Origin of the sequence: Pseudomonas sp. HMWF021, assembly GCF_003061005.1 — a bacterium.
Taxonomy (GTDB): domain Bacteria; phylum Pseudomonadota; class Gammaproteobacteria; order Pseudomonadales; family Pseudomonadaceae; genus Aquipseudomonas.
Genome location: NZ_QAIK01000153.1, coordinates 1 through 19,824 on the forward strand (window position 1 = coordinate 1; position 19,824 = coordinate 19,824).

The following is a 19,824-nucleotide window of genomic DNA, read 5'->3' on the forward strand; positions in this document are numbered from 1 at the left end:
CCCCGCCATGGCCTTGCCGGTGTACACCGGGTCAAGCAACACCGCGTCCTGACTCGCCAGCAGCTTCACTGCCGCCAGTGTCCCGGCATTCGGCTCGCCATAACGCGGGCCGAAGTATTCGTCCCACAACTGGACCTTGAAGTTCACCGGCAATTGCACGCCCAGCAGATCCGCCGTGCGCTCGGCCAGCCCCTGCACTTTCGGGCGCTGGTCTTCTTCGCTGCGCGAGACGGTCACGCCGATTACTGGCAGTTGCGGCAAGGCTTCGGCCAAGGCCAGCGCCAGCCCGCTGTGAGTCCCGGCACTGCCTGACGCCAGCACCACTGCGGCGAAGTCCAGGCCGGTGTCCTTGATCTGCTCGGCCAGCTCCAGGCCGGCTCGCACGTAGCCCAACGCACCGAGGGCATTGGAGCCGCCGATCGGCACCAGATAGGGTTTTTTGCCATTGCTGCGCAGGCGCACCGCGAGTGCTGCCAGTTGTTCGTCGGCATTGTCGAGGTTGTCCACCAGCTCGACCCTGGTGTCGAACAGGTCCAGCAGCAGGCGGTTGCCGTTGCCGGTGTAATTACTGTCGTCGGTACCCAGCGGATTCTCTAGCAGGGCAACGCAACCCAGGCCCAGTTTTGCCGCCAGCGCAGCGGTCTGGCGCACGTGGTTCGATTGCAGGGCGCCGGCGGTGATCAGCGTGTCGGCGCCCTGGGCGAGGGCGTCGGCAGCGAGGTATTCGAGTTTGCGCAGCTTGTTGCCGCCCATGGCCAGTGGCGTCAGGTCGTCGCGCTTGATGTACACCTCGCGGCCCAGCCAGGCGGACAGACGTTCGAGTTTTTCCAGTGGCGTGGGTTGTCCGAGCAGGTCGAGACGGTTAAAGCGTTCCAGCTGTTGTTTGATCATGAGCCCGTACTGGCGGAGGAAGATGACAGGACTATAGGCAGGCGGTTTTACCGGGGCAACCGTGAATTGCTTATAGCCAAACGTGCTTGATCCAGCACTATTGGTTCTAGATTCGTTCTCGCGGGCATGCCGTAAAGTAGTCGCCGTTGACGCGGCCAGACCGTCCGGCCGCCCGTGAGGAGTCTTTACCGTGAGCGAGCGTTCCAGCCATTGGCAATTGCAGACCATCGTCGGCCAGCTGCGTGCCGCGCGAGATCAGTGGCGTACCCAAAATGGCCGGGCCAGCGGCGAGCAGGGTGGTCGCGAGTTGCCGTCCCGCGCCGCGATGGCGGAGATTCTCGAGGCGCTATGTGGAGCGTTGTTCCCGATGCGCCTGGGGCCGGTGGACCTGCGTGAGGAAAGTGAGGATTTCTACGTCGGTCACACCCTTGATACGGCGCTCAATGCCTTGCTGACCCAGGCACGCCTGGAGTTGCGTTATGTCGCCCGCCACACCGCGCAGGCTGATACCGAAGTTGAAGCGAAGGCGATCCGCATCATTCAGGATTTCGCGCTGGCCTTGCCGGGTTTGCGCAGTTTGCTCGACACCGACGTGCTGGCGGCCTATCACGGCGATCCGGCGGCGCGCAGCGTCGATGAAGTGCTGCTGTGCTATCCGGGGATTCTGGCGGTGATTCACCATCGCCTGGCCCATCATCTGTATCGCGCGGGGCTGCCGTTGCTGGCGCGGATCAGTGCGGAAATCGCGCACTCGGCCACGGGTATCGATATCCACCCGGGGGCGCAGATCGGTGGCAGCTTCTTCATCGACCACGGTACGGGTGTGGTGATCGGCGAGACCGCGATCATCGGCGAGCGTGTGCGCATCTATCAAGCCGTGACGCTTGGTGCCAAGCGCTTTCCGGCGGATGAGGACGGACAGTTGCAGAAGGGCCATCCGCGACATCCGATTGTCGAGGATGACGTAGTCATTTATGCCGGGGCGACGATTCTGGGGCGGATCACCATCGGTCAGGGTTCGACCATCGGCGGTAATGTCTGGCTGACCCGCAGCGTGCCGGCGGGAAGCAACCTGACGCAAGCCAACCTGCAGCATGATGACGGTACGCAAAAGTAGGCGAGGGCGCCGGTCACCTTGCGAGGTGACCGGCGCAGGTAGTCGCTAGCGGCGTGCCAGTTCCAGCAGTTTTGTGCGCCATGGCGCCTTTGCCGGAAGCGCCAGGAACGAACTGTTCAACAATGACTCGCGCGCCGGGTAGCAGAAGGTCTCGCCGTCGAGATCCAGCACTTCACCGCCAGCCCCCTCCAGTACGCCTTGCGCGGCGGCGGTATCCCATTGCGAAGTCGGTGCCAGCCGCGGATAGCAATCCGCGGCACCTTCGGCCAGCAGGCAGAACTTCAATGAGCTGCCGATGTTGGCAAGTTGCAAATCGCCGAGGCTGTCGCTCAGTCCGGCCAGCAGGCGCTCCTGCTCGGGACTTGAGTGCCGACGGCTGGCCACCACGGTAAACGCTTCACCGGTTGGCGGCGCGTCGCGTACCACAATCGCGCGAAGCGCACCGTCGTTGTCGCCACGCCAGGCGCCGAGACCTGCACCGCCCACGTAATAACGTCCGGTAGTCGGCATCGACACCACGCCAAAAACCACCCGACCGTTTTCCACCAGCGCGATATTGACGGTGAACTCTTCACTGCCGCTGATGAATTCCTTGGTGCCATCCAGTGGATCCACCAGCCACCAGCGCTGCCATCCGGCGCGCACGGTTTGCGGGATGTTGGCGTCTTCCTCGGAAAGAATCGGGATGCTGGCATCCAGTGCGCTCAGCCCGGCAACGATCACGTGGTGTGCCGCCATATCTGCGGCGGTCACCGGCGAATCATCGGACTTGGCAGTGACTTCAACGCCCGCGCGCCAGAAGGGCAGAATCACCGCGCCAGCCTGCAAGGCCAGTTCAACTACCGGTTTCATCAGCGGATGGGGGAAACTCATCGAAGTCGCGGTCATGGTTGAAAGAATCCTCGCTGGGTCAGCAGATCCCGGGTCAGATAAAGCGCCGCCAGCGCACGGCCCTCGGAAAACAGCGGGTTTTGCGCCAGTGCCGACAGTTCATTCAGGTTGACCTTGTCGACCCGCATCGGCTCGGGCTCGTCACCCTCCAGCCGCTCTTCGTACAGGTCGGTGGCCAGCACCACCTGGATTTTCTGGCTCATGTAGCCGGGTGACAGCGACAATTCGGTGAGGTGTTCGAGTTGCCGGGCGCCAAAACCTGCTTCTTCCTTCAGCTCGCGCTCGGCCGCCGCCAGCACGTCCTCGCCCGGCTCGATCAGGCCCTTGGGCAGGGACAGTTCGTACTCGTCGGTGCCGCCGCAATATTCCTCGACCAGTACCGCGTGTTCGCTGTCGAGCATCGCCACGATCATCACCGCGCCGTACCCTGCGCCCTTGCCTACCAGACGTTCGTAGGTGCGCTCCACGCCATTGGAAAAACGCAGCTTGAGTTCTTCGACGCAGAACAGGCGAGTGGTGGCGACAATCTCGCGGGCAAGTACGGTGGGTTTCTGGCGCATGCAAAGCTCCTTGGCGTGAACGCGCTACTATAACGCGGCTTTCCCGATTGTTTGTGTCGGATATCTTTCTACCGCCCGAGACGTTGCCATGCCTTCTTTACCGTGGTCTGACATCGATACCGTTCTGCTCGATATGGACGGCACGCTGCTGGATCTGCACTTCGACAATCATTTCTGGCTGGAACACCTGCCGCAGCGTTACAGCGAGCTGCATGGTGTCAGTCGCGCCATGGCCGAGATGGAACTGCAGCCGCTGTTCGAGCGCCATGCCGGCCAGTTGCAGTGGTACTGCCTGGATTTCTGGAGTGCCGAGTTGAAGCTGTCAGTGCGCGAACTGAAACTGGAAACCGCGCACCTGATCGCTTTGCGGCCGGATGCCGATACCTTTCTTGAAGCGATTAGGCGTGCCGGCAAACGGGTGATCATGATCACCAATGCGCACCGCGATTCGCTGTCGCTGAAACTGGAACGAATTGAACTGGCGCCCTATTTCGAGCGGTTGATCAGCTCGCACGATTACGGGTTTCCCAAGGAAAATCCGCAGTTCTGGGATGCCCTGCAGGCCGATATCGATTTTGATCCGGCGCGCAGCCTGTTTATCGATGACACCTTGCCGATTCTGCGCAGCGCCCGGGATTTCGGCGTGGCGCATCTGTTGGCGGTGAAAGAGCCGGACAGTCGCAAGGGGCCGAAGGACACCGCCGAGTTTGCGGCAGTTGAAGACTACCGCGATTTGATTGTCGGCCTCTGACCCCCTGTAGGAGCTGCCGCAGGCTGCGATCTTTTGACTTTTATTGTTTACAAAACAAGATCAAAAGATCGCAGCCTGCGGCAGCTCCTACACGGGTTATGTGTTACTCGGGGATACGCAGGGTCTGGCCCGGGTAGATTTTGTTTACATCCTTGAGCATTGGCTTGTTGGCCTCAAAGATCTTGTTGTACTGGTTGGCGTTGCCATACACCGCCAGGGAAATCGCGCTGAGGGTGTCGCCCTTTTTCACCACTACAAAACGCGCGGCGGCCACCACCGGCCCGGTCACGGTGATCTGGTCATCGACACTGCCGACGCCTTCGATATTACCCACCGCCAGCAAGATCTTTTCCTTCTCCTCCTGGCTGGCGACTTCACCGGTGACCGTTACTTTGTCGCCGTCCACGGTTGCCTGAACATTGGGATTGCCCAATCCGACCTTGCTGATATGTTCCTTCAACTGCTCACTGGCATTGGCATTGCCCGGGGTCAGCAGGTCGATCAGCTTTTCACCGGCCTCTTTCACAAAGCTAAACAGACTCATAGCGCACACTCCTTGATTTGGGTTCCAGACGTCCAAGCCTAGACCACACCAGACCAACCCGGTTCCGGGCCGACCAATGACCCGGCAGTGGCTTGATCGACGCCATCTATCAATAGATCGACAGTACCGATTAGACGCGACAAGTTGCCACGCCTAGTCTTAGCGTTGATCAATCCGTCGGTGATGCCATGAACGCCAAGCGCACAGCCTGCGCGGCGCCAGCACTCGAAACGCCCGCGCCTGCCGCCAGCCAGACCTACAGTTACAGTGATCTTTCCCTCGCGGAATCGGCCAGCACCGCGCTCGCCGAGGAAGTCGCGCTGGCGATTGCCTACAACGGCATCAGTCAGGCGGTGATGCTGGTGACCCCGACGGATCTGGAAGATTTCATCGTCGGCTTCAGCCTCGGCAGCGGCATCATCGAGGACGCCACCGACATCTATGACCTGCAACTGACCGGCGCAGGCTCGGCGCAATACGCGCAAGTGACCATCGCCAACCGTGCGTTCTGGAACCTCAAGCAGCAGCGCCGCCAGTTAGCCGGCACCAGCGGCTGCGGGTTGTGTGGCGTCGAAGCCGTGGAACAGGCCTTGCCCGACCTCAAGGTGTTGCCCGGCGCACCGCTGCCCCCCGCTGCATGGCTCGACGGCCTGCGCCAGCGCATCGGTGCATTCCAGCCGCTTGGTCAGCACTGCGGCGCGGTACACGCGGCGGTGTTCATGGACGCCAGCGGTGAATTGCTGCTGGGCCGTGAAGACATCGGCCGGCACAACGCCCTCGACAAGCTGATCGGCGGGCTGATCCGCCAGAAGATATCCACAGAAGGCGGCGTGGCAATTGTTACCAGCCGTTGCAGCCTCGAATTGATCCAGAAAGTCCTGCGCGCCGGCATACAGACCCTGGTCAGCCTGTCCGCGCCCACGGGCCTTGCCGTGCAATGGGCCCGTCGTCACAACCTCAATCTCATCCACCTGCCGCAGAAGAATGCGCCGCGGGTCTACAGCCCAGCGATGGAGAATCAAGCGTGAGCCAACATCATCAAGCCGACCAGAAACCCGTCCCGCGCTACAAGCCCTACAAGGGTGCCGCGGGTGGCTGGGGTGCGCTGATCAGCGTGGCCCAGGCGTGGTTGACCAGCGACAACGCGCTGAAAAACCTGCGCATGATGCTCAAGACCAACCAGAACGGCGGCTTCGACTGCCCGGGCTGCGCCTGGGGTGACTCGCCGGAAAGCGGCATGGTCAAGTTCTGCGAGAACGGCGCCAAAGCGGTGAACTGGGAAGCGACCAAGCGTCGGGTGGACGGCAAGTTCTTCGCCAAACACAGCGTGAGCTCGTTGCTGGAGCAGAGCGACTACTGGCTCGAGTATCAGGGCCGTCTGACCGAACCGATGGTCTACGACGCCGAAACCGACCGCTACAAGCCGATCGCCTGGGACGATGCCTTCGCGCTGATCGGCAAGCATCTGCGAGCGCTGTCGAGCCCGGATCAGGCCGAGTTCTATACCTCGGGCCGGGCCAGCAACGAAGCGGCTTATCTCTATCAGCTGTTCGTACGCGCCTTCGGCACCAACAACTTCCCCGATTGCTCGAACATGTGCCACGAGGCGAGCGGTGTGGCGTTGGCGCAAAGCGTTGGCGTCGGCAAAGGCACCGTGACCTTTGACGACTTCGAACATGCCGACGCGATTTTCGTCTGGGGCCAGAACCCCGGCACCAACCATCCACGGATGCTCGAACCGCTGCGTGAAGCGGTGAAGCGCGGCGCGCAAGTGGTGTGCATCAACCCGCTGAAAGAACGTGGCCTGGAACGTTTCCAGCACCCGCAGCACCCGATCGAAATGCTCACCAACGGCGATAAGCCGACCAACACGGCGTACTTCCGTCCGGCATTGGGCGGCGACATGGCGGTGCTGCGCGGCATGGCCAAGTTCCTCCTGCAGTGGGAGCGCGATGCGCAGAAGGCCGGTGAGCCTGCGGTGTTCGATCACGACTTCCTCAACGCCCACAGCGCCAACGTGCTGGAGTATCTCGGCGTAGTCGATGACACGCCGTGGGAGCAGATCGTCGCGCAGTCCGGCCTGACCCTTGTGGAAATCGAGCAAGCGGCGCGCATGTATGCCAAAGGCAAGAACGTGATCATGTGCTGGGCGATGGGCATCACTCAGCATCGTCATTCGGTGCCGACCATTCAGGAAATCGCCAACCTGATGCTGCTGCGCGGCAACGTCGGCAAACCCGGCGCCGGCCTGTGCCCGGTGCGCGGTCACAGTAACGTGCAGGGCGACCGCACCATGGGCATCAACGAGCGTCCGCCGGTGGCGTTCCTCGATTCTCTTGAGCGGCGCTTCCAGTTCAAGGTGCCGCGTGACAACGGGCACAACGTGGTCGAGGCGATCCATGCGATGGCCGAGGGCCGGGCCAAAGTCTTTATCGGTCTGGGCGGCAACTTCGCCCAGGCAACCCCGGACAGCCCGCGTACCTTTGCGGCGCTGAGCAATTGCGACCTGACTGTGCAGATCAGCACCAAACTCAACCGCAGTCACTTGGCCCACGGTAAAGACGCTTTGATCCTGCCGTGCCTGGGCCGTACCGACATCGACATCCAGACCGAAGGCCCGCAAGCGGTCACCGTGGAAGACTCGTTCAGCATGGTTCACGCCTCCAACGGTCAGTTGCAGCCGCTGTCGAACCAGATGCGTTCGGAACCGGCGATCATCGCCGGCATCGCCGCCGCCACGCTGGGGAGCAAACCGGTGGACTGGAACTGGCTGGTGGCCGACTACGGGCGCATCCGCGACCTGATCGCCGACACCATTCCCGGCTTCAAGGACTTCAACGAGAAGGTCAAGAACCCGGGCGGTTTCTACCTCGGTAACAGCGCTGGCGCGCGAAAGTGGAACACGCCTTCGGGCCGGGCCAACTTCCGCGCGAACATGCTGCCCAAGGATCTGGTGCACGAGCGCACCCGCGCCACCGGGCAACTGCCGGACCTGATCCTGCAATCGATGCGCTCCCACGATCAGTACAACACCACGATCTATGGTCTCGACGACCGTTATCGCGGGGTCAAGGGCCAGCGCGATGTGCTGTTCGCCAACGAGGCCGACATCATTCGCCTGGGCTTCCGCCCGGGGCAGAAGGCTGACATCGTGTCGATCTGGGACGATGGCCGTGAGCGTCGGGTGAAGGGCTTTACCTTGCTGGCGTTTGATATTCCTGCGGGTCAGGCTGCGATCTTTTTGCTTTTCTGACACCCACAAAAAAGGCCGCTTTTTCACAAAAGCGGCCTGTCCGAAGTAGCTAAAGACCGGCGAAAATCGCTTAAGTTCCGCATACAAAACAGTAACTTGCATAATTGTATACAAGTCGTGTTATTCGTCGGATTTCGATTGTCAGCCTTGTTACACAGCCTCAGGATCGCGCCGTCATCCCTTTGAGGCTCCTCTATGAAGTTCTCCTCGATTCTCTTGTTGTCCCTTGGCCTGGTCAGTGGCTTCGCTTCTGCTGGAGGCACCACCGAAGCAGGTGTGGGCGGCGCATTGGGCGGGGTTCTTGGCTCGGTCGTCGGTCAGTCTTTAGGCGGCAGCACAGGTTCAACCATTGGCGCAGCCCTGGGCGGCGCGGGTGGTAGCGCGGTTGGCGCCAACAAGCACAGCCGTGGCGAAGCAGCCATTGGCGGTGCGCTGGGCGCAGCCGGCGGTAACGTGGTCGGCCGCAGCATGGGCGGCACCACCGGCAGCCTGATCGGCGCCGCAGCAGGTGGCGGTGCCGGTGGCGCGCTGGGCAACTACATGGGCAACAAGAGCAACGACGACGACCGTCGTTACGATCGCGATCGTGATCACCGTCGCTACTACCGCGACGACCACCGTGGTCGCGGCCATGCCTACGGCCATCGCAAGCATCACCGGTATTACAACCACCGTTGATTGCTGAGCCTGGCGGGCAACGGATCAAAAGATCGCAGCCTGCGGCAGCTCCTACAGTCGAACCCTGTAGGAATTGCCGCAGGCTGCGATCTTTTTTGCGTTATCAAACCAGCAAACGCTCCAGAACCCGACGCAACCGGCCAGGAATCGGTACCGGCTGATTGCTCGCCCGGTCCACGAACACATGGACGAAACGTCCCGCCGCACACGCCTCGCTGTCGCCAGCCTTGAACACCGCCAGTTCATATTGCACCGAACTGTTGCCCAGCTTGCCGACCCGCAGACCGACCTCGATCTGATCCGGGAACGCGATCGAGGCGAAATAATCGCAAGATGAACTCACGACGAAACCCACTACCTCGCCATCGTGGATATCCAGGCCACCGACCTGAATCAGGTAAGTGTTCACCGCGGTATCGAAAAAGCTGTAGTAGGTAACGTTGTTGATGTGTCCATAAGCATCGTTGTCGTGCCAGCGGGTGGTGATCGGCTGGAAATGCGGGTATTCGGTACGTTGCGCCATGGTGCTGGACATCGGTGTCGATTCCTTGAGTTATCAGCCCAGTTTAAAGGTAAAAACCTTTGCCTCGCGCCGCCAGCTCGCCAATCAGTGGCGCTGGCCGCCATTGATCGCCCTGTCGCGTCTCCAGCGCCAGCAAGCGCTTGTGAATGTCCGCCAGCCCCTGATCATCCGCCCAGGCCATCGGGCCGCCTCTGTCCGCCGGGAAGCCGTAGCCATTGAGGTACACCTGATCGATGTCATGCGCCGATTCGGCAATGCCTTCCTGCAGTATTTTCGCGGCCTCGTTGACCAGCGCCAGAAGGCACCGCTCGAGGATTTCCTCGGACCCAATCTCCCGTCGCTGAAAGCCGAGGCCTTCGCTGACGTTCAATATCAGCGCATCCACCTCGGGATCATGCTCGGCCTGGCGACTGCCCGGCTCGTAGTGGTAGTAACCGTTACCGGACTTCTGCCCGAAACGCCCCAACTCGCATAAACGGTTGTCGACCTGAACCTCTGGCGCATCCCGCCCCTTGCCGGCCAGTTCACGGGCTCGCCATTCCAGATCGATGCCAACCACGTCATACATGCGAAACGGTCCCATCGCGAAACCGAAGCCCTGCAACGCCGCATCGACCTGTTGTGGATAAGCGCCTTCGAGCAGCATCTTGCGCGCCTCAAGCACGTATGGATGCAGCATCCGGTTGCCGATAAAGCCGTGGCAGTTGCCCGATACCACACTGACCTTGCCCATGCGCTTGCCCAGAGCCAGCGCAGCTTCCAGTACCTTCGGCGACGTCTGCGCGCCACGGACGATTTCCAGCAGTTTCATGATGTGCGCGGGGCTGAAGAAATGCAGGCCCAGCACCTGCGACGGACGCCGTGTCGCAGCGGCAATCGCATCGATATCCAGCGCCGACGTGTTGCTCGCCAGCAACGCCTCAGGTTTGAGCAAGCCATCGAGTTCGCGAAAGATTTTCTGCTTGAGTTCAAGGTTTTCGTACACCGCTTCGATCACCAGATCGACATTGCGGATCGCTGCGTAATCCACCGCTGCACTCACCCGCGCGATACGCGAATTCGCCTCGGCCTGATCGATCCGGCCTTGTCGCACGTTGTGTGCATAAGTCTCGGCAATCGAAGCCAGTGCCTGTTCGAGCATCTGTGGATTGTTATCGACCCATTGCACGGCGACACCGGCATTGGCCAGGCACATGACAATGCCACGGCCCATGGTGCCGGCACCGATCACTGCAGCTTGCTGAATATCGAAGGATGTCTGGCTCATCTTGTTCTCTTGTTGGCGACCCGTAGACAGCCTTCACCATAGTCAGGCGCCGGGCATTTTTGAAGTTTATTACCGTGATGAGCGACATTCAGCGCATGGATAAGCCCTGAAGCCGCACCGTGTAGGAGCTGCCGAAGGATGCGATCTCTTGACCTTGCTCTTGAAAACCAGGATCAAAGGATCGCAGCCTTCGGCAGCTCCTGCAGACAGATCAAAGATGCTCTTGAGCCCAACGGCGGACTTCTGCGTACGGATACTCTTCCAGCGCCGCATACCCGGTGATCGCCCGCGCCTTGAGCTTTGTAAACAACGGCACACTGATCCCGCACAGGAACCGCGTCAGGCGCTCGGCCGTTGGCACTCCGCCGGTGTGCTGCTGGTGCCTGTGGATAAAATCACCGCACAGCGCCGCAAAGTTTTTATCCACAAGCGGTGGTAATTCCGCAGGTGCCGGCAATCGGGCGATATCACCGTGGCACACCGAACAATGCCCGCAATGTTCGGGCGCATTGTGGTCGCCGAAGTATTCGGCCAGGCGATAGCCCAGGCAGCGTTCGGTGGCGAAGAGTTCGAGCATGGCGTGAATCCGCGCGATTTCGGTCTGCTCGTGCCGGGTGAAATATCCGTGCAATTCAGCGCTCAAAACTGCGCTGTCGAAGTCGCTGTGCAGCACGTTGTAGACCTCGGTCATCTGCTTGCTCTCAAGCTCGACCCAGCCCTTCTCCTGAAAGTAGTCCAGCGCCGTCACCACCCGATTGCGCTCAGCCGAATACTGCGTGTACATCGCCTCGAAATTCACCGTGGCCCAGGTGCGTGCGCGGCTGGAGGTTTGGATGATCGCCGCGACAAAGTCTTTGCGTTCACCTTCAAAACGCTCAAGCAAAACTTGCGGCTCCAGCAGGTATTTGAAGCGGTATTCGGCGTAATAGGCGTAGCGTGGCGCGATCAAGCCGCGCAGCTCCAGTTGCACCAGTAGAGTCTTGAGTGGCAGTGAGCGAATGTTGCTCTGATCGGCCAGCGGCCCGAGCAGAAATTCCCACTGTCCTTCGGGTGCGGCAGCCTGCATTTCTTCCAGTACACAACGAATCCCATCACGTTCCGGCGTGTCACCGTAGACGAAATTTTCCAGCACGTTGAGGCTGTCGCGGTTGGCCAGCACCAGGCAGTCCGACGGCTGCCCGTCACGTCCGGCGCGGCCGATTTCCTGACTGTAGTTTTCGATGGATTTGGGCAGGTCGAAATGCACCACGTTGCGGATGTCGCTCTTGTCGATGCCCATACCGAAGGCAATGGTGGCGACGATGCAATTGGACTGCCCGGCCATGAAGCGTTGCTGAATCGCTTCGCGTTGGTCATTGGGCAAACCGGCGTGATAGGCCTCGGCCTGAATACCGTTTCGCCCCAGATGTTCGGCGATGTGCTCGGCGGTTTTCTGCAGCGTGACGTAGACAATGCTCGGCTGGCCCGCACGCTCGCTCATCCACTCCACCAGACGCCGGCGCTTGTCCTGACCGCGCACCGGTTCCACCAGCAGATTGAGGTTGGGTCGATAGAAACCGGTGGTCACCACGTCTTCGCTGGCGATGGCGAATCTGGCCTGCATGTCGGCGATGACTTTCGGCGTCGCGGTGGCAGTCAGCAGCAGGGTTTGCGGGATGTTGAACTGGCGTTGATAGTCCGGCAGTTTCAGATAGTCAGGGCGAAAGTTGTGGCCCCATTCCGAGATGCAGTGGGCCTCGTCCACCACCAGGAGCGAAATCGGCACCTGCTGCAGAAAGTTGCGAAAGCGCTCGTTCTTCAAGCGCTCCACCGAAATCATCAGAATCTTCAATTCACCTGAACGGGCGCGCGCCATCACGTCATTGGCGTCGTCGCGGCTCTGGGCCGAATCAATGCTGCCGGCACTGATGCCATGACGTCTGAGGAATGCCAGCTGATCCTGCATCAGCGCCAATAACGGCGAGACCACCAGCGTCAGGTGCGGCAGCAACAACGCCGGCACCTGGTAGCACAACGATTTGCCGGACCCGGTGGGAAAAATGGCGGCCGCCGAGCGCCCGGCCAGCACCGCGCTGATGGCCGTTTCCTGCCCGGGGCGAAACTGTGGATAACCGAAAACCTGTTCCAGGGTGTTGTGCATGCGCTGTCACTCCGTTGACCGCTGTGATGCCAACAGCCTAGCGGGCGATCGCAGCGAGTCGAGAAAAGGTCGGGGGGCAATTCAATTCGGAATGATACAGCGCTGCCCGCCGCATTCAGGGTTCAAACAAGGAAACACTTTGTTCCTCGCAACAGCCGTCGGCCCAAGGTTAACGTGCGCGGCCATCCACGAAACCCGACATCGAGCCAGGAAGGCCGATGCGCGTGGATGCCCACCAAGGAGTGAACATGTCGAACCGAATGAAACTGCCCCTCGCCCTGATCTTTGCATCCCTGATTCTGGGGGGCTGCATGCGGGTTCCTGATGACCTTCCACCACTGGCCACGATTGTGACGGTGAGCAGTGCTCCGGTGGTTTAACGCTCGCGGATCCGGGGGGCACGGTTGCAGGGCGACCCGGAGCTGTTCATTCAGAATATGCTCCGAACATCAGCACTTCTGCGCGTGAGGCGGTATCGACGCCCGTCTGGCTGGCAAGCACTTCGTGCCAGCCGGTCTGCCTGCGGAGCAATCACAAGTGGGGGTGCCCGCATCAGCCGCCGACGTGGTGGGACAGCTACTCGCCTACAACAATAAAATCGAGGCCATACGTAGCCTCTGCTTACTCAATTCCCTTTAACCACGTATCAGACGTTTGGAAAAAACCTACGAATTCTGGCGCGCGCCTCACCGAGATTTACCGGGAAACGCCTTTGAATTGCGTAGGAAATTTCCTCGTTAAGGGATTCACCTCTAAGAAGCCAAAAAACCTTGTAGGGCAAATGCCCGATACTTGTGAAAACGCCTACGAAATCTGTCCACATCAGCGCTCTTGTGACTGTTTGCAACGCACTTCTATAGTGGCTGGCGCGACTTCGTACAGGACACGTCCCACCATGAACACGCAAAACCCGCCGCACTCTCGTTACCAGGCTCTCAAAACCAACTACAGCGATAATTCGGTGCTGGTCATCGATACCACAGCCGGCCATGGCGACCTGCTGGATGCCGCGCACCAGCGACTGCGTGCCGCCAGCGACCTGCTGGAGACGCTTTACTGCATTTGTTTCAAGCAGGCCGACGTCAAGGATATCCCCAGTATCGTCAATGCACTTTATCTATTGACCCAGGATGGATGCGATCTGTTGGAAGTTGCAAAAATGCAACTAACGAAGTCGGCATGAGTATGCTGGCTACAAATAGTGCAACAACTAAGTGCTTCTGATAGTTAGGTTTTAAAACTAGTCTGTTTGCTCTTACATCAACCAAGAGCAATATCAATGACAACTCTGACTATTTTCTTTTGCGGCACCGGTTCCACCAAGTTCGACACAAGTAATGCAAACTACTGGGACGGCGAACTGGTATCCACCCTGGCGTCCCACCACACCGGTCGCGAATTCGCCGAATGGATCGTAGTGGACGGCCCCGGCACCAGTAATCTGCAGGCCGACGAGCTGTTCACCAAATCCAGCGATTACGGCATGAGCGGCACCCTGTTCGGCAAAGGCTGGGAAGAAAACGTACTGCACGCGATGAACATCATCAAAGGCAAGTGCGATTGGCAGCGTGAGCAATTGACCGAAGCGGAGTACAACCGACTCAAGGCGGCGGGTATTCCTATTGAAGATGTAAAGGTCGAAGGCTCCTGGTTTTGGCGAAAATACAACTACGGCGACCGCAGCGTGACCCAGCAGAAGCTGCAGGAACAAATCATCAAGACTTTCCGCAAGGATGGCGTTATTCCAACCCAAGTGAATCTGGTGGGCTGGAGTCGCGGCGGTATCAGTTGCCACATGTTGGCCAACGCCATGTTCAACGACAGTGCCTTGAAAAACATCCCGGTAAAGATTTTTGCGATCGATCCGGTGCCCGGTATCGGTAACTTTCAGGAGCATCGGGTGAAACTGAACAGCAACGTCAAGGAGTATGTTGGCTTCTACGCCCGTGACGAACGCTCAAAAGGTTTCAGTTGCGTTGTCCCGCAAACCGCCACCGGCACCCGAACTCACATTTTTCCAATCCCGGGGCGACATGCCACCCTGGTCGGCAACGCTGCGGCTGACGGCAACGCGGGCCCGAAAGTGCTCGCCGAACCCGGCCGGTTTGTGCGCCATTTCGCCGAAATCTGCCTTAAGCGTTGGGGTACCCCGCTGACCAAAACCCTGGACCTGAGCGACGCCACCCTGAAAAACTTCGGTGACACGATGGTCAGGGATGCCGCGAAATACAAGGCCATGGAAAAGTGCTCCTACACCTGGTTCACCGAACTGGATCAAGGCGAACGCTACGTTTCGCTGGGCAGCAAAGGTGTGCCGTTCTCGACAGTGAAGGGCGGGGTTTACGCGCCGGATACCGGCCTGACCACCAGCGTGCTGGATCTGACGGCGTATCGGCATATTCGTTGAGGGCGGTGTGGGGAGGGCGATTTAGTCGCGAAAAAACCTACAGCAATTGCCTCTCTGGTTTTCGTCCTGTTCCTACAAGTACGGACGCCTTGTCGCCTATCGCCACCCGGTAGCTCAAATCTATAGTCGTGACGGTCGCTGCCAAATCAGCGACTCGGGTTTGGTCACCTGAAATTGAGAGAGAGAAACGGCGCATGCCCTTGTATGCTTGCCGCACATCTATAGTGCGGCATGCTACGTGGTGGCTGTGTTCGGGACGCTTCGGCGTACCTGGGGTTTATCTCTCTCCTTGGTTGACCAACCCGTACACAGTCCACCTCCCATCGTTTGGTCATGATGGTGGTGGCGTTTGAAACGCCTATAGAGAGAAGAAAAATGAAGTCATGGAACTCGTTCACCACTGATCGCTACCGCCCACTCGAATCCAATCTCACCGACACCAAACCCCTGATCGTCGATTCAGCCGCCAACCCGCAAGACATCCTCGAATGCGCCGTCCAGCGCCTGCGCGCCTCCAGCGACCTGCTGAAAACCCTCTACTGCCTGAGCTTCAAGCAGGCCGACGTCGAAGACATCCCCCACATCACCCACGCACTCTATCTGCTGACGCAGGATGGTTGTGACCTGTTGCAGGTCGCACAGCAGCAGATGCTCAGCTGGAAGGCCCCGGCCTGAGGCTGCTGACAGTATCCGGATCGCTCTCGTGTCTTGACTGGGAGCGATCAATAACACCCTGATCAAACATTGGAGCGACCCTGAGCGATCAAAGCACTCACTAACTCTGGAGCGAGCTACATTGCTTAAGTGGCATTATTCTAGCTGTATAGATGTAAAACAGCTTGAATAATGGCAGTTAACTGGAGATGTTCATGCCCACGTTAAGCCAAACGGCGACCTTCAGCTTAAGTGCTATTATTCTGGCAGTTAAGACTAAAAAATGAAGGAATACTGCCATATGGCCAAGAAAACAGCGCCGCTTTTGCCTGCTTCTGCTCGACTGCTTTCCGAATTTGGCGAACGGCTGAAACTGGCTCGTCTGCGCCGCAAGCTGACGGCAAAGCAGGTCGCTGAACGCTCAGGCATGTCGCTGACCACCTTGCGCAATCTGGAGTCGGGAGAATCAGGAGTAACCATCGGCGCCTATCTTTCGGTCATGCAAGTGCTGGGTCTGGAAAAGGACCTGAATCAGCTTGCCGCGACCGATGAAATGGGTCGCCAGCTACAGGATGCCCAATTAATGCCCGCATCAAGATCTCAAATCAAAAAGCCACAACGAGTACGCGGAGTCGGCGCGGTAAAAAAAGCTGCTTCCGACCACACCGGAACTCCAAGCGTCATCGATGCCGCTACCACAACAAAACTTCCGGCCGATTTCCCATTCAGCACACACTCCCTCTCGAATCTGTTGAAGAAGAAAAAGCCAGGTTCCACCACAGGTGAATAATGACGTTGATCGCTGTTTATGCAGATTGGGAGTCGTTGAATGGCGCCAGGCGCCTCGGCTTCCTGCATGCCCATAAGACACGCAATGCCAGCGTATTCGAATTTGAATACGATCCCGCGGCGCTGGCCGACCCTGAGTTGAGCTTCACACAGCTGGACCCACGAATCGGGCTTTTCGAAGGACGTCAGTTTCCTGATCAGCATCAGACTCGTTTTGGTGTCTTCGCTGACTCAAGCCCCGATCGTTGGGGCCAACTGCTAATGAAGCGGCGTTTGGAAAGGGATATCCGCGACGGTTTGGCTCCCAAGGGCAGCAAGCTATTGGAGTCTGACTATCTCCTTGGCGTGCATGACCAGTTCCGCGTCGGCGCCATGCGCTACAAGCTCAACGACGAGGGTAATTTTCTCGATGGTCGCGATGGCGTTGCTGCCCCACCCTTTGTTGAATTACGTGCGCTGGAGCAGGCGAGTCTGGCCTTGGAAAACGACACGGACAACACCGCACTCGATGGCCGCGAATGGCTGAGAATGCTCATCGCGCCGGGTGGCTCACTGGGCGGCGCCCGACCGAAAGCCAGTGTCGTCGACGAGTATGGCCAACTGTGGATCGCCAAGTTCCCCAGTACGCGAGATGACTACGATGTCGGTGGCTGGGAAATGCTGGTGAACGCCTTGGCGGTGAACTGCGGGCTGCGTGTCGCAACCGGCATGGCACGACGTTATGCGAGCGACCACCACTGTTTTCTGGTCAAACGCTTTGATCGAACCGAACGCGGTGGGCGCCACCACTTCGCCTCAGCCATGACCCTGACCAACCGCACCGACGGCGACGATGCTTCAACAGGCGCCAGCTACCTTGAGTTGGCGGAAGTACTCATGGAACACGGTTCGCAGCCCAATGCGGACCTTCGCGAGCTATGGTCGAGAATCGTCTTCAACATCCTGGTATCCAACACCGATGACCACCTGCGTAATCATGGTTTTATTCTGGATCCTGGGCGGGGATGGCGCTTGTCGGCAGCGTACGACATGAACCCGGTGGCGCATGCTGATGGATTGAAGCTGAACATCACTGATGCTGATAACGCACTGGATCTGGAACTGGCCAGGGAAGTGGCGGGATATTTTCGGGTTAGCTCGATACATGCAGAAGAAATAATCGAGCACTTTAAATCCGAGATCAGCAACTGGCCGGAAGTGGCTTGTGTATTGGGGCTATCCAAGCGCGAACAGAACCTTATGGCAACGGCGTTCAGTGCCGTTTAATGCCCACAAAAAAGCCGCCCCTAGAGGCGGCTTTCTCATTGCTGCAAACCGATCTTACAACTTCGGACCCGCAGCCTTGATCGCGTCGCTCACTTCGAACTTCTTGAAGTTCTCGATGAACAGACCGGCCAGCGCCTTGGCAGCTTCGTCGTAGGCAGCCTTGTCAGCCCAGGTGTTGCGCGGGTTGAGCAGGTTGGTTTCAACGCCCGGTACGGCCAGTGGCACGTCGAGGTTGATGGTGTCCAGGTGCTCGGTGGCGGCACCGATCAGCGCGCCGCTCTGGATCGCGGCGATCACGGCGCGGGTGGTCGGGATGTTGAAGCGTTTGCCGACGCCGTAGCCACCGCCGGTCCAGCCGGTGTTGACCAGGTAGACCTTGGAGCCGAAGCCGCGGATGCGCTTGATCAGCAGCTCTGCGTATTCGCCAGCCGGACGCGGGAAGAACGGTGCGCCGAAGCAGGTGGAGAAGGTCGACTTGATGCCGCTGCCCGAACCCATTTCAGTCGAGCCCACCAGCGCGGTGTAGCCGGACAGGAAGTGGTAGGCCGCTTGTTCTTCGTTGAGGATCGACACTGGCGGCAGCACGCCGGTCAGGTCGCAGGTCAGGAAGATCACAGCGTTTGGCTCGCCACCCAGGTTCTTCGCGGAACGCTTGGCAACGTGCTCCAGCGGGTAGGCCGCGCGGCTGTTCTGGGTCAGGCTGACATCGGCATAGTCGGCGTGCTTGGCGTCGTCGATGACAACGTTTTCCAGGACGGCGCCGTGCTTGATGGCTTTCCAGATGACCGGCTCGTTCTTCTCGGACAGGTCGATGCACTTGGCGTAGCAGCCACCTTCGATGTTGAAGACAACGCCTTCACCCCAGCCGTGTTCGTCGTCACCGATCAGGTAACGGCTTTCGTCGGCCGACAGGGTGGTTTTACCGGTGCCCGACAGACCGAAGAACAGGGTCACGTCGCCTTCTTCGCCGATGTTGGCAGCGCAGTGCATTGGCAGCACGTCAGCGGCCGGCAGCAGGAAGTTCTGCACGGAGAACATGGCTTTCTTCATTTCACCGGCGTAACGCATGCCGGCGATCAGCACTTTCTTCTGCGCGAAGTTGATGATCACGCAGCCGTCGGAGTTGGTGCCGTCACGCTCAGGCACGCACTCGAAGTTGGCGACGTTGAGCACTTGCCACTCTTCACGGCCAGCCGGGTTGTACTGGGCCGGGTTGATGAACAGGCAACGACCGAACAGGTTCTGCCAGGCAGTCTGGGTGGTCATTTTCACGGCCAGGTAGTGATCTTCAGCCGCGCCTACATGCACGTGGGAAACAAAGTGCTCTTGCGCGCTGTTGAACGCTTCGACACGAGCCCACAGCGCGTCGAACTTGTCGGCCGGGAACTTGCGGTTGATCGGGCCCCAGGCGATAGCGGCCTGGGTGGAAGGCTCTTCAACGATGAAACGATCGACTGGCGAACGGCCGGTACGGTGACCGGTGCGAACGACCAGAGCGCCGGTATCGGCAAGCTCGCCCTCACCGCGTTGCAGGGCTTCTTTTACCAGATCATCAACACTCAGATCGGTGTACACGGCGTTATTGGCTTGCGTCATGAGGTTCCCCGTCGGCCAGTGGCCGAGTGTGCTCCAAACGTTTTGTAGTAGAAAGTCGTGCACTACTACCGCGAAAAAAGTGGGCCGGATTATGCCAGAAAAGCCCAAAAAGAGTAGGGTCCTCCCGTCGTAACGGCGAAATTCCGTCGTTACGCAGTGAATTTACCTGCGCTGAACCGTTTTAGTGCCGGGTATCTGACGGCGTGTCGACGCCTGCGCCAGCGAACAATTGAGCAATATCGGCCGCGTCGAACAGGTAACGCTGGTTGCAGAACTGGCAATCGATCTCGACTTCGCCACCCCGTTCGGCCACCAGTGCCTGCGCATCTTCCAGACCCAGACTGACCAGCGCATTGCCCGAGCGTTCCCGCGAGCAGCTGCAACGGAAGCGCAAGGTCTGCACATCGAACAGGCGCACCTGCTCCTCGTGGTAGAGGCGGTGCAGGACGGTTTCGTTGTCCAGGCTAAGCAATTCGTCGGCAGTCAGGGTGCTGGCC

At 59.3% G+C, this 19,824-nt stretch carries 18 protein-coding genes and 1 pseudogene; 10 read left to right on the plus strand and 9 right to left on the minus strand.

Annotation, left to right across the window (positions count from 1 at the left end; all coding sequences use genetic code 11):
- Positions 1-891, minus strand: an 891-nt coding sequence (locus DBR18_RS21925; protein WP_108591883.1) for a D-cysteine desulfhydrase, incomplete at its 3' end; no start/stop codon positions are given.
- 190 nt (positions 892-1,081) lie between these two features.
- On the opposite strand from DBR18_RS21925, the gene epsC reads away from it, so the two are divergent.
- A complete protein-coding gene (gene epsC / locus DBR18_RS21930) occupies positions 1,082-2,008 on the plus strand; it encodes a serine O-acetyltransferase EpsC (protein ID WP_108591884.1) in 927 nt (308 codons plus the stop codon).
- Positions 2,009-2,053: 45 nt separating this feature from the next.
- Here epsC and cysQ read toward each other — a convergent pair whose 3' ends face one another.
- Both cysQ and nudE read right to left on the minus strand, forming a co-directional pair.
- Positions 2,054-2,881: a 3'(2'),5'-bisphosphate nucleotidase CysQ gene (gene cysQ, locus DBR18_RS21935; RefSeq protein ID WP_108591898.1), complete on the minus strand. Its 828-nt coding sequence runs from the start codon at positions 2,879-2,881 to the stop codon at positions 2,054-2,056.
- Positions 2,882-2,892: 11 nt separating this feature from the next.
- Entirely contained in the window at positions 2,893-3,459 is a 567-nt protein-coding gene (gene nudE, locus DBR18_RS21940) for an ADP compounds hydrolase NudE (protein ID WP_108591885.1), read from the minus strand.
- Between the two features lie 88 nt (positions 3,460-3,547).
- On the opposite strand from nudE, the gene yrfG reads away from it, so the two are divergent.
- Positions 3,548-4,210 (plus strand): GMP/IMP nucleotidase, encoded by a 663-nt coding sequence (yrfG, locus tag DBR18_RS21945; RefSeq protein ID WP_108591886.1) that lies wholly within the window; start codon positions 3,548-3,550, stop codon positions 4,208-4,210.
- Between the two features lie 103 nt (positions 4,211-4,313).
- Here yrfG and lysM read toward each other — a convergent pair whose 3' ends face one another.
- Positions 4,314-4,754, minus strand: coding sequence for a peptidoglycan-binding protein LysM (gene lysM, locus DBR18_RS21950; protein ID WP_007964669.1), 441 nt, complete (start codon positions 4,752-4,754; stop codon positions 4,314-4,316).
- Positions 4,755-4,942: 188 nt separating this feature from the next.
- Between lysM and fdhD the strand changes: the two genes are divergently transcribed.
- From fdhD to DBR18_RS21965, 3 genes and pseudogenes are all read left to right on the plus strand, one after another.
- A complete protein-coding gene (gene fdhD, locus DBR18_RS21955) occupies positions 4,943-5,782 on the plus strand; it encodes a formate dehydrogenase accessory sulfurtransferase FdhD (RefSeq protein WP_108591887.1) in 840 nt (279 codons plus the stop codon).
- Positions 5,779-7,995: pseudogene (locus DBR18_RS21960) on the plus strand (FdhF/YdeP family oxidoreductase); the annotation flags it as partial. The gene fdhD and the pseudogene DBR18_RS21960, both read left to right, overlap by 4 nt.
- A gap of 207 nt (positions 7,996-8,202) precedes the next feature.
- Positions 8,203-8,685 carry a glycine zipper domain-containing protein gene (locus DBR18_RS21965; protein ID WP_108591888.1) on the plus strand — a complete coding sequence of 161 codons (483 nt, stop codon included), beginning with the start codon at positions 8,203-8,205 and terminating at the stop codon, positions 8,683-8,685.
- 103 nt (positions 8,686-8,788) lie between these two features.
- Here the strand turns inward: DBR18_RS21965 and DBR18_RS21970 are convergent, their stop codons facing one another.
- From DBR18_RS21970 to DBR18_RS21980, 3 genes are all read right to left on the minus strand, one after another.
- A complete protein-coding gene (locus DBR18_RS21970; protein WP_108591889.1) occupies positions 8,789-9,220 on the minus strand; it encodes a thioesterase family protein in 432 nt (143 codons plus the stop codon).
- A 31-nt stretch (positions 9,221-9,251) separates the two neighbouring features.
- Positions 9,252-10,475: a 3-hydroxyacyl-CoA dehydrogenase gene (locus tag DBR18_RS21975; protein ID WP_108591890.1), complete on the minus strand. Its 1,224-nt coding sequence runs from the start codon at positions 10,473-10,475 to the stop codon at positions 9,252-9,254.
- A 211-nt stretch (positions 10,476-10,686) separates the two neighbouring features.
- Positions 10,687-12,615 (minus strand): ATP-dependent DNA helicase RecQ, encoded by a 1,929-nt coding sequence (locus DBR18_RS21980; RefSeq protein WP_108591891.1) that lies wholly within the window; start codon positions 12,613-12,615, stop codon positions 10,687-10,689.
- An 895-nt stretch (positions 12,616-13,510) separates the two neighbouring features.
- Here DBR18_RS21980 and DBR18_RS21985 point away from each other — a divergent pair.
- The 5 genes from DBR18_RS21985 (at position 13,511) to DBR18_RS22005 (ending at position 17,731) form a co-directional block, all read left to right on the plus strand.
- A complete protein-coding gene (locus DBR18_RS21985; protein ID WP_108591892.1) occupies positions 13,511-13,798 on the plus strand; it encodes a hypothetical protein in 288 nt (95 codons plus the stop codon).
- A 96-nt stretch (positions 13,799-13,894) separates the two neighbouring features.
- Complete coding sequence (locus DBR18_RS21990; protein ID WP_108591893.1) at positions 13,895-15,022, plus strand: hypothetical protein; 1,128 nt, start codon at positions 13,895-13,897, stop codon at positions 15,020-15,022.
- A 375-nt stretch (positions 15,023-15,397) separates the two neighbouring features.
- The gene (locus tag DBR18_RS21995; RefSeq protein WP_108591894.1) at positions 15,398-15,697 is read left to right on the plus strand and encodes a hypothetical protein; all 300 of its coding nucleotides are present in this window, start codon (positions 15,398-15,400) and stop codon (positions 15,695-15,697) included.
- Positions 15,698-15,977: 280 nt separating this feature from the next.
- A complete protein-coding gene (locus DBR18_RS22000) occupies positions 15,978-16,466 on the plus strand; it encodes a helix-turn-helix domain-containing protein (protein ID WP_108591895.1) in 489 nt (162 codons plus the stop codon).
- Complete coding sequence (locus DBR18_RS22005) at positions 16,466-17,731, plus strand: type II toxin-antitoxin system HipA family toxin (protein WP_108591896.1); 1,266 nt, start codon at positions 16,466-16,468, stop codon at positions 17,729-17,731. Before DBR18_RS22000 ends, DBR18_RS22005 begins: the two co-directional genes overlap by 1 nt.
- Before the next feature lie 54 nt (positions 17,732-17,785).
- Here the strand turns inward: DBR18_RS22005 and DBR18_RS22010 are convergent, their stop codons facing one another.
- Together DBR18_RS22010 and DBR18_RS22015 are read right to left on the minus strand one after the other, a co-directional pair.
- On the minus strand, positions 17,786-19,327 hold the full coding sequence (locus DBR18_RS22010) for a phosphoenolpyruvate carboxykinase (protein WP_108591897.1): 1,542 nt from the start codon (positions 19,325-19,327) through the stop codon (positions 17,786-17,788).
- Positions 19,328-19,508: 181 nt separating this feature from the next.
- Positions 19,509-19,824: Hsp33 family molecular chaperone HslO (locus tag DBR18_RS22015; protein WP_177482420.1), on the minus strand; the 316-nt coding region annotated here is incomplete at its 5' end.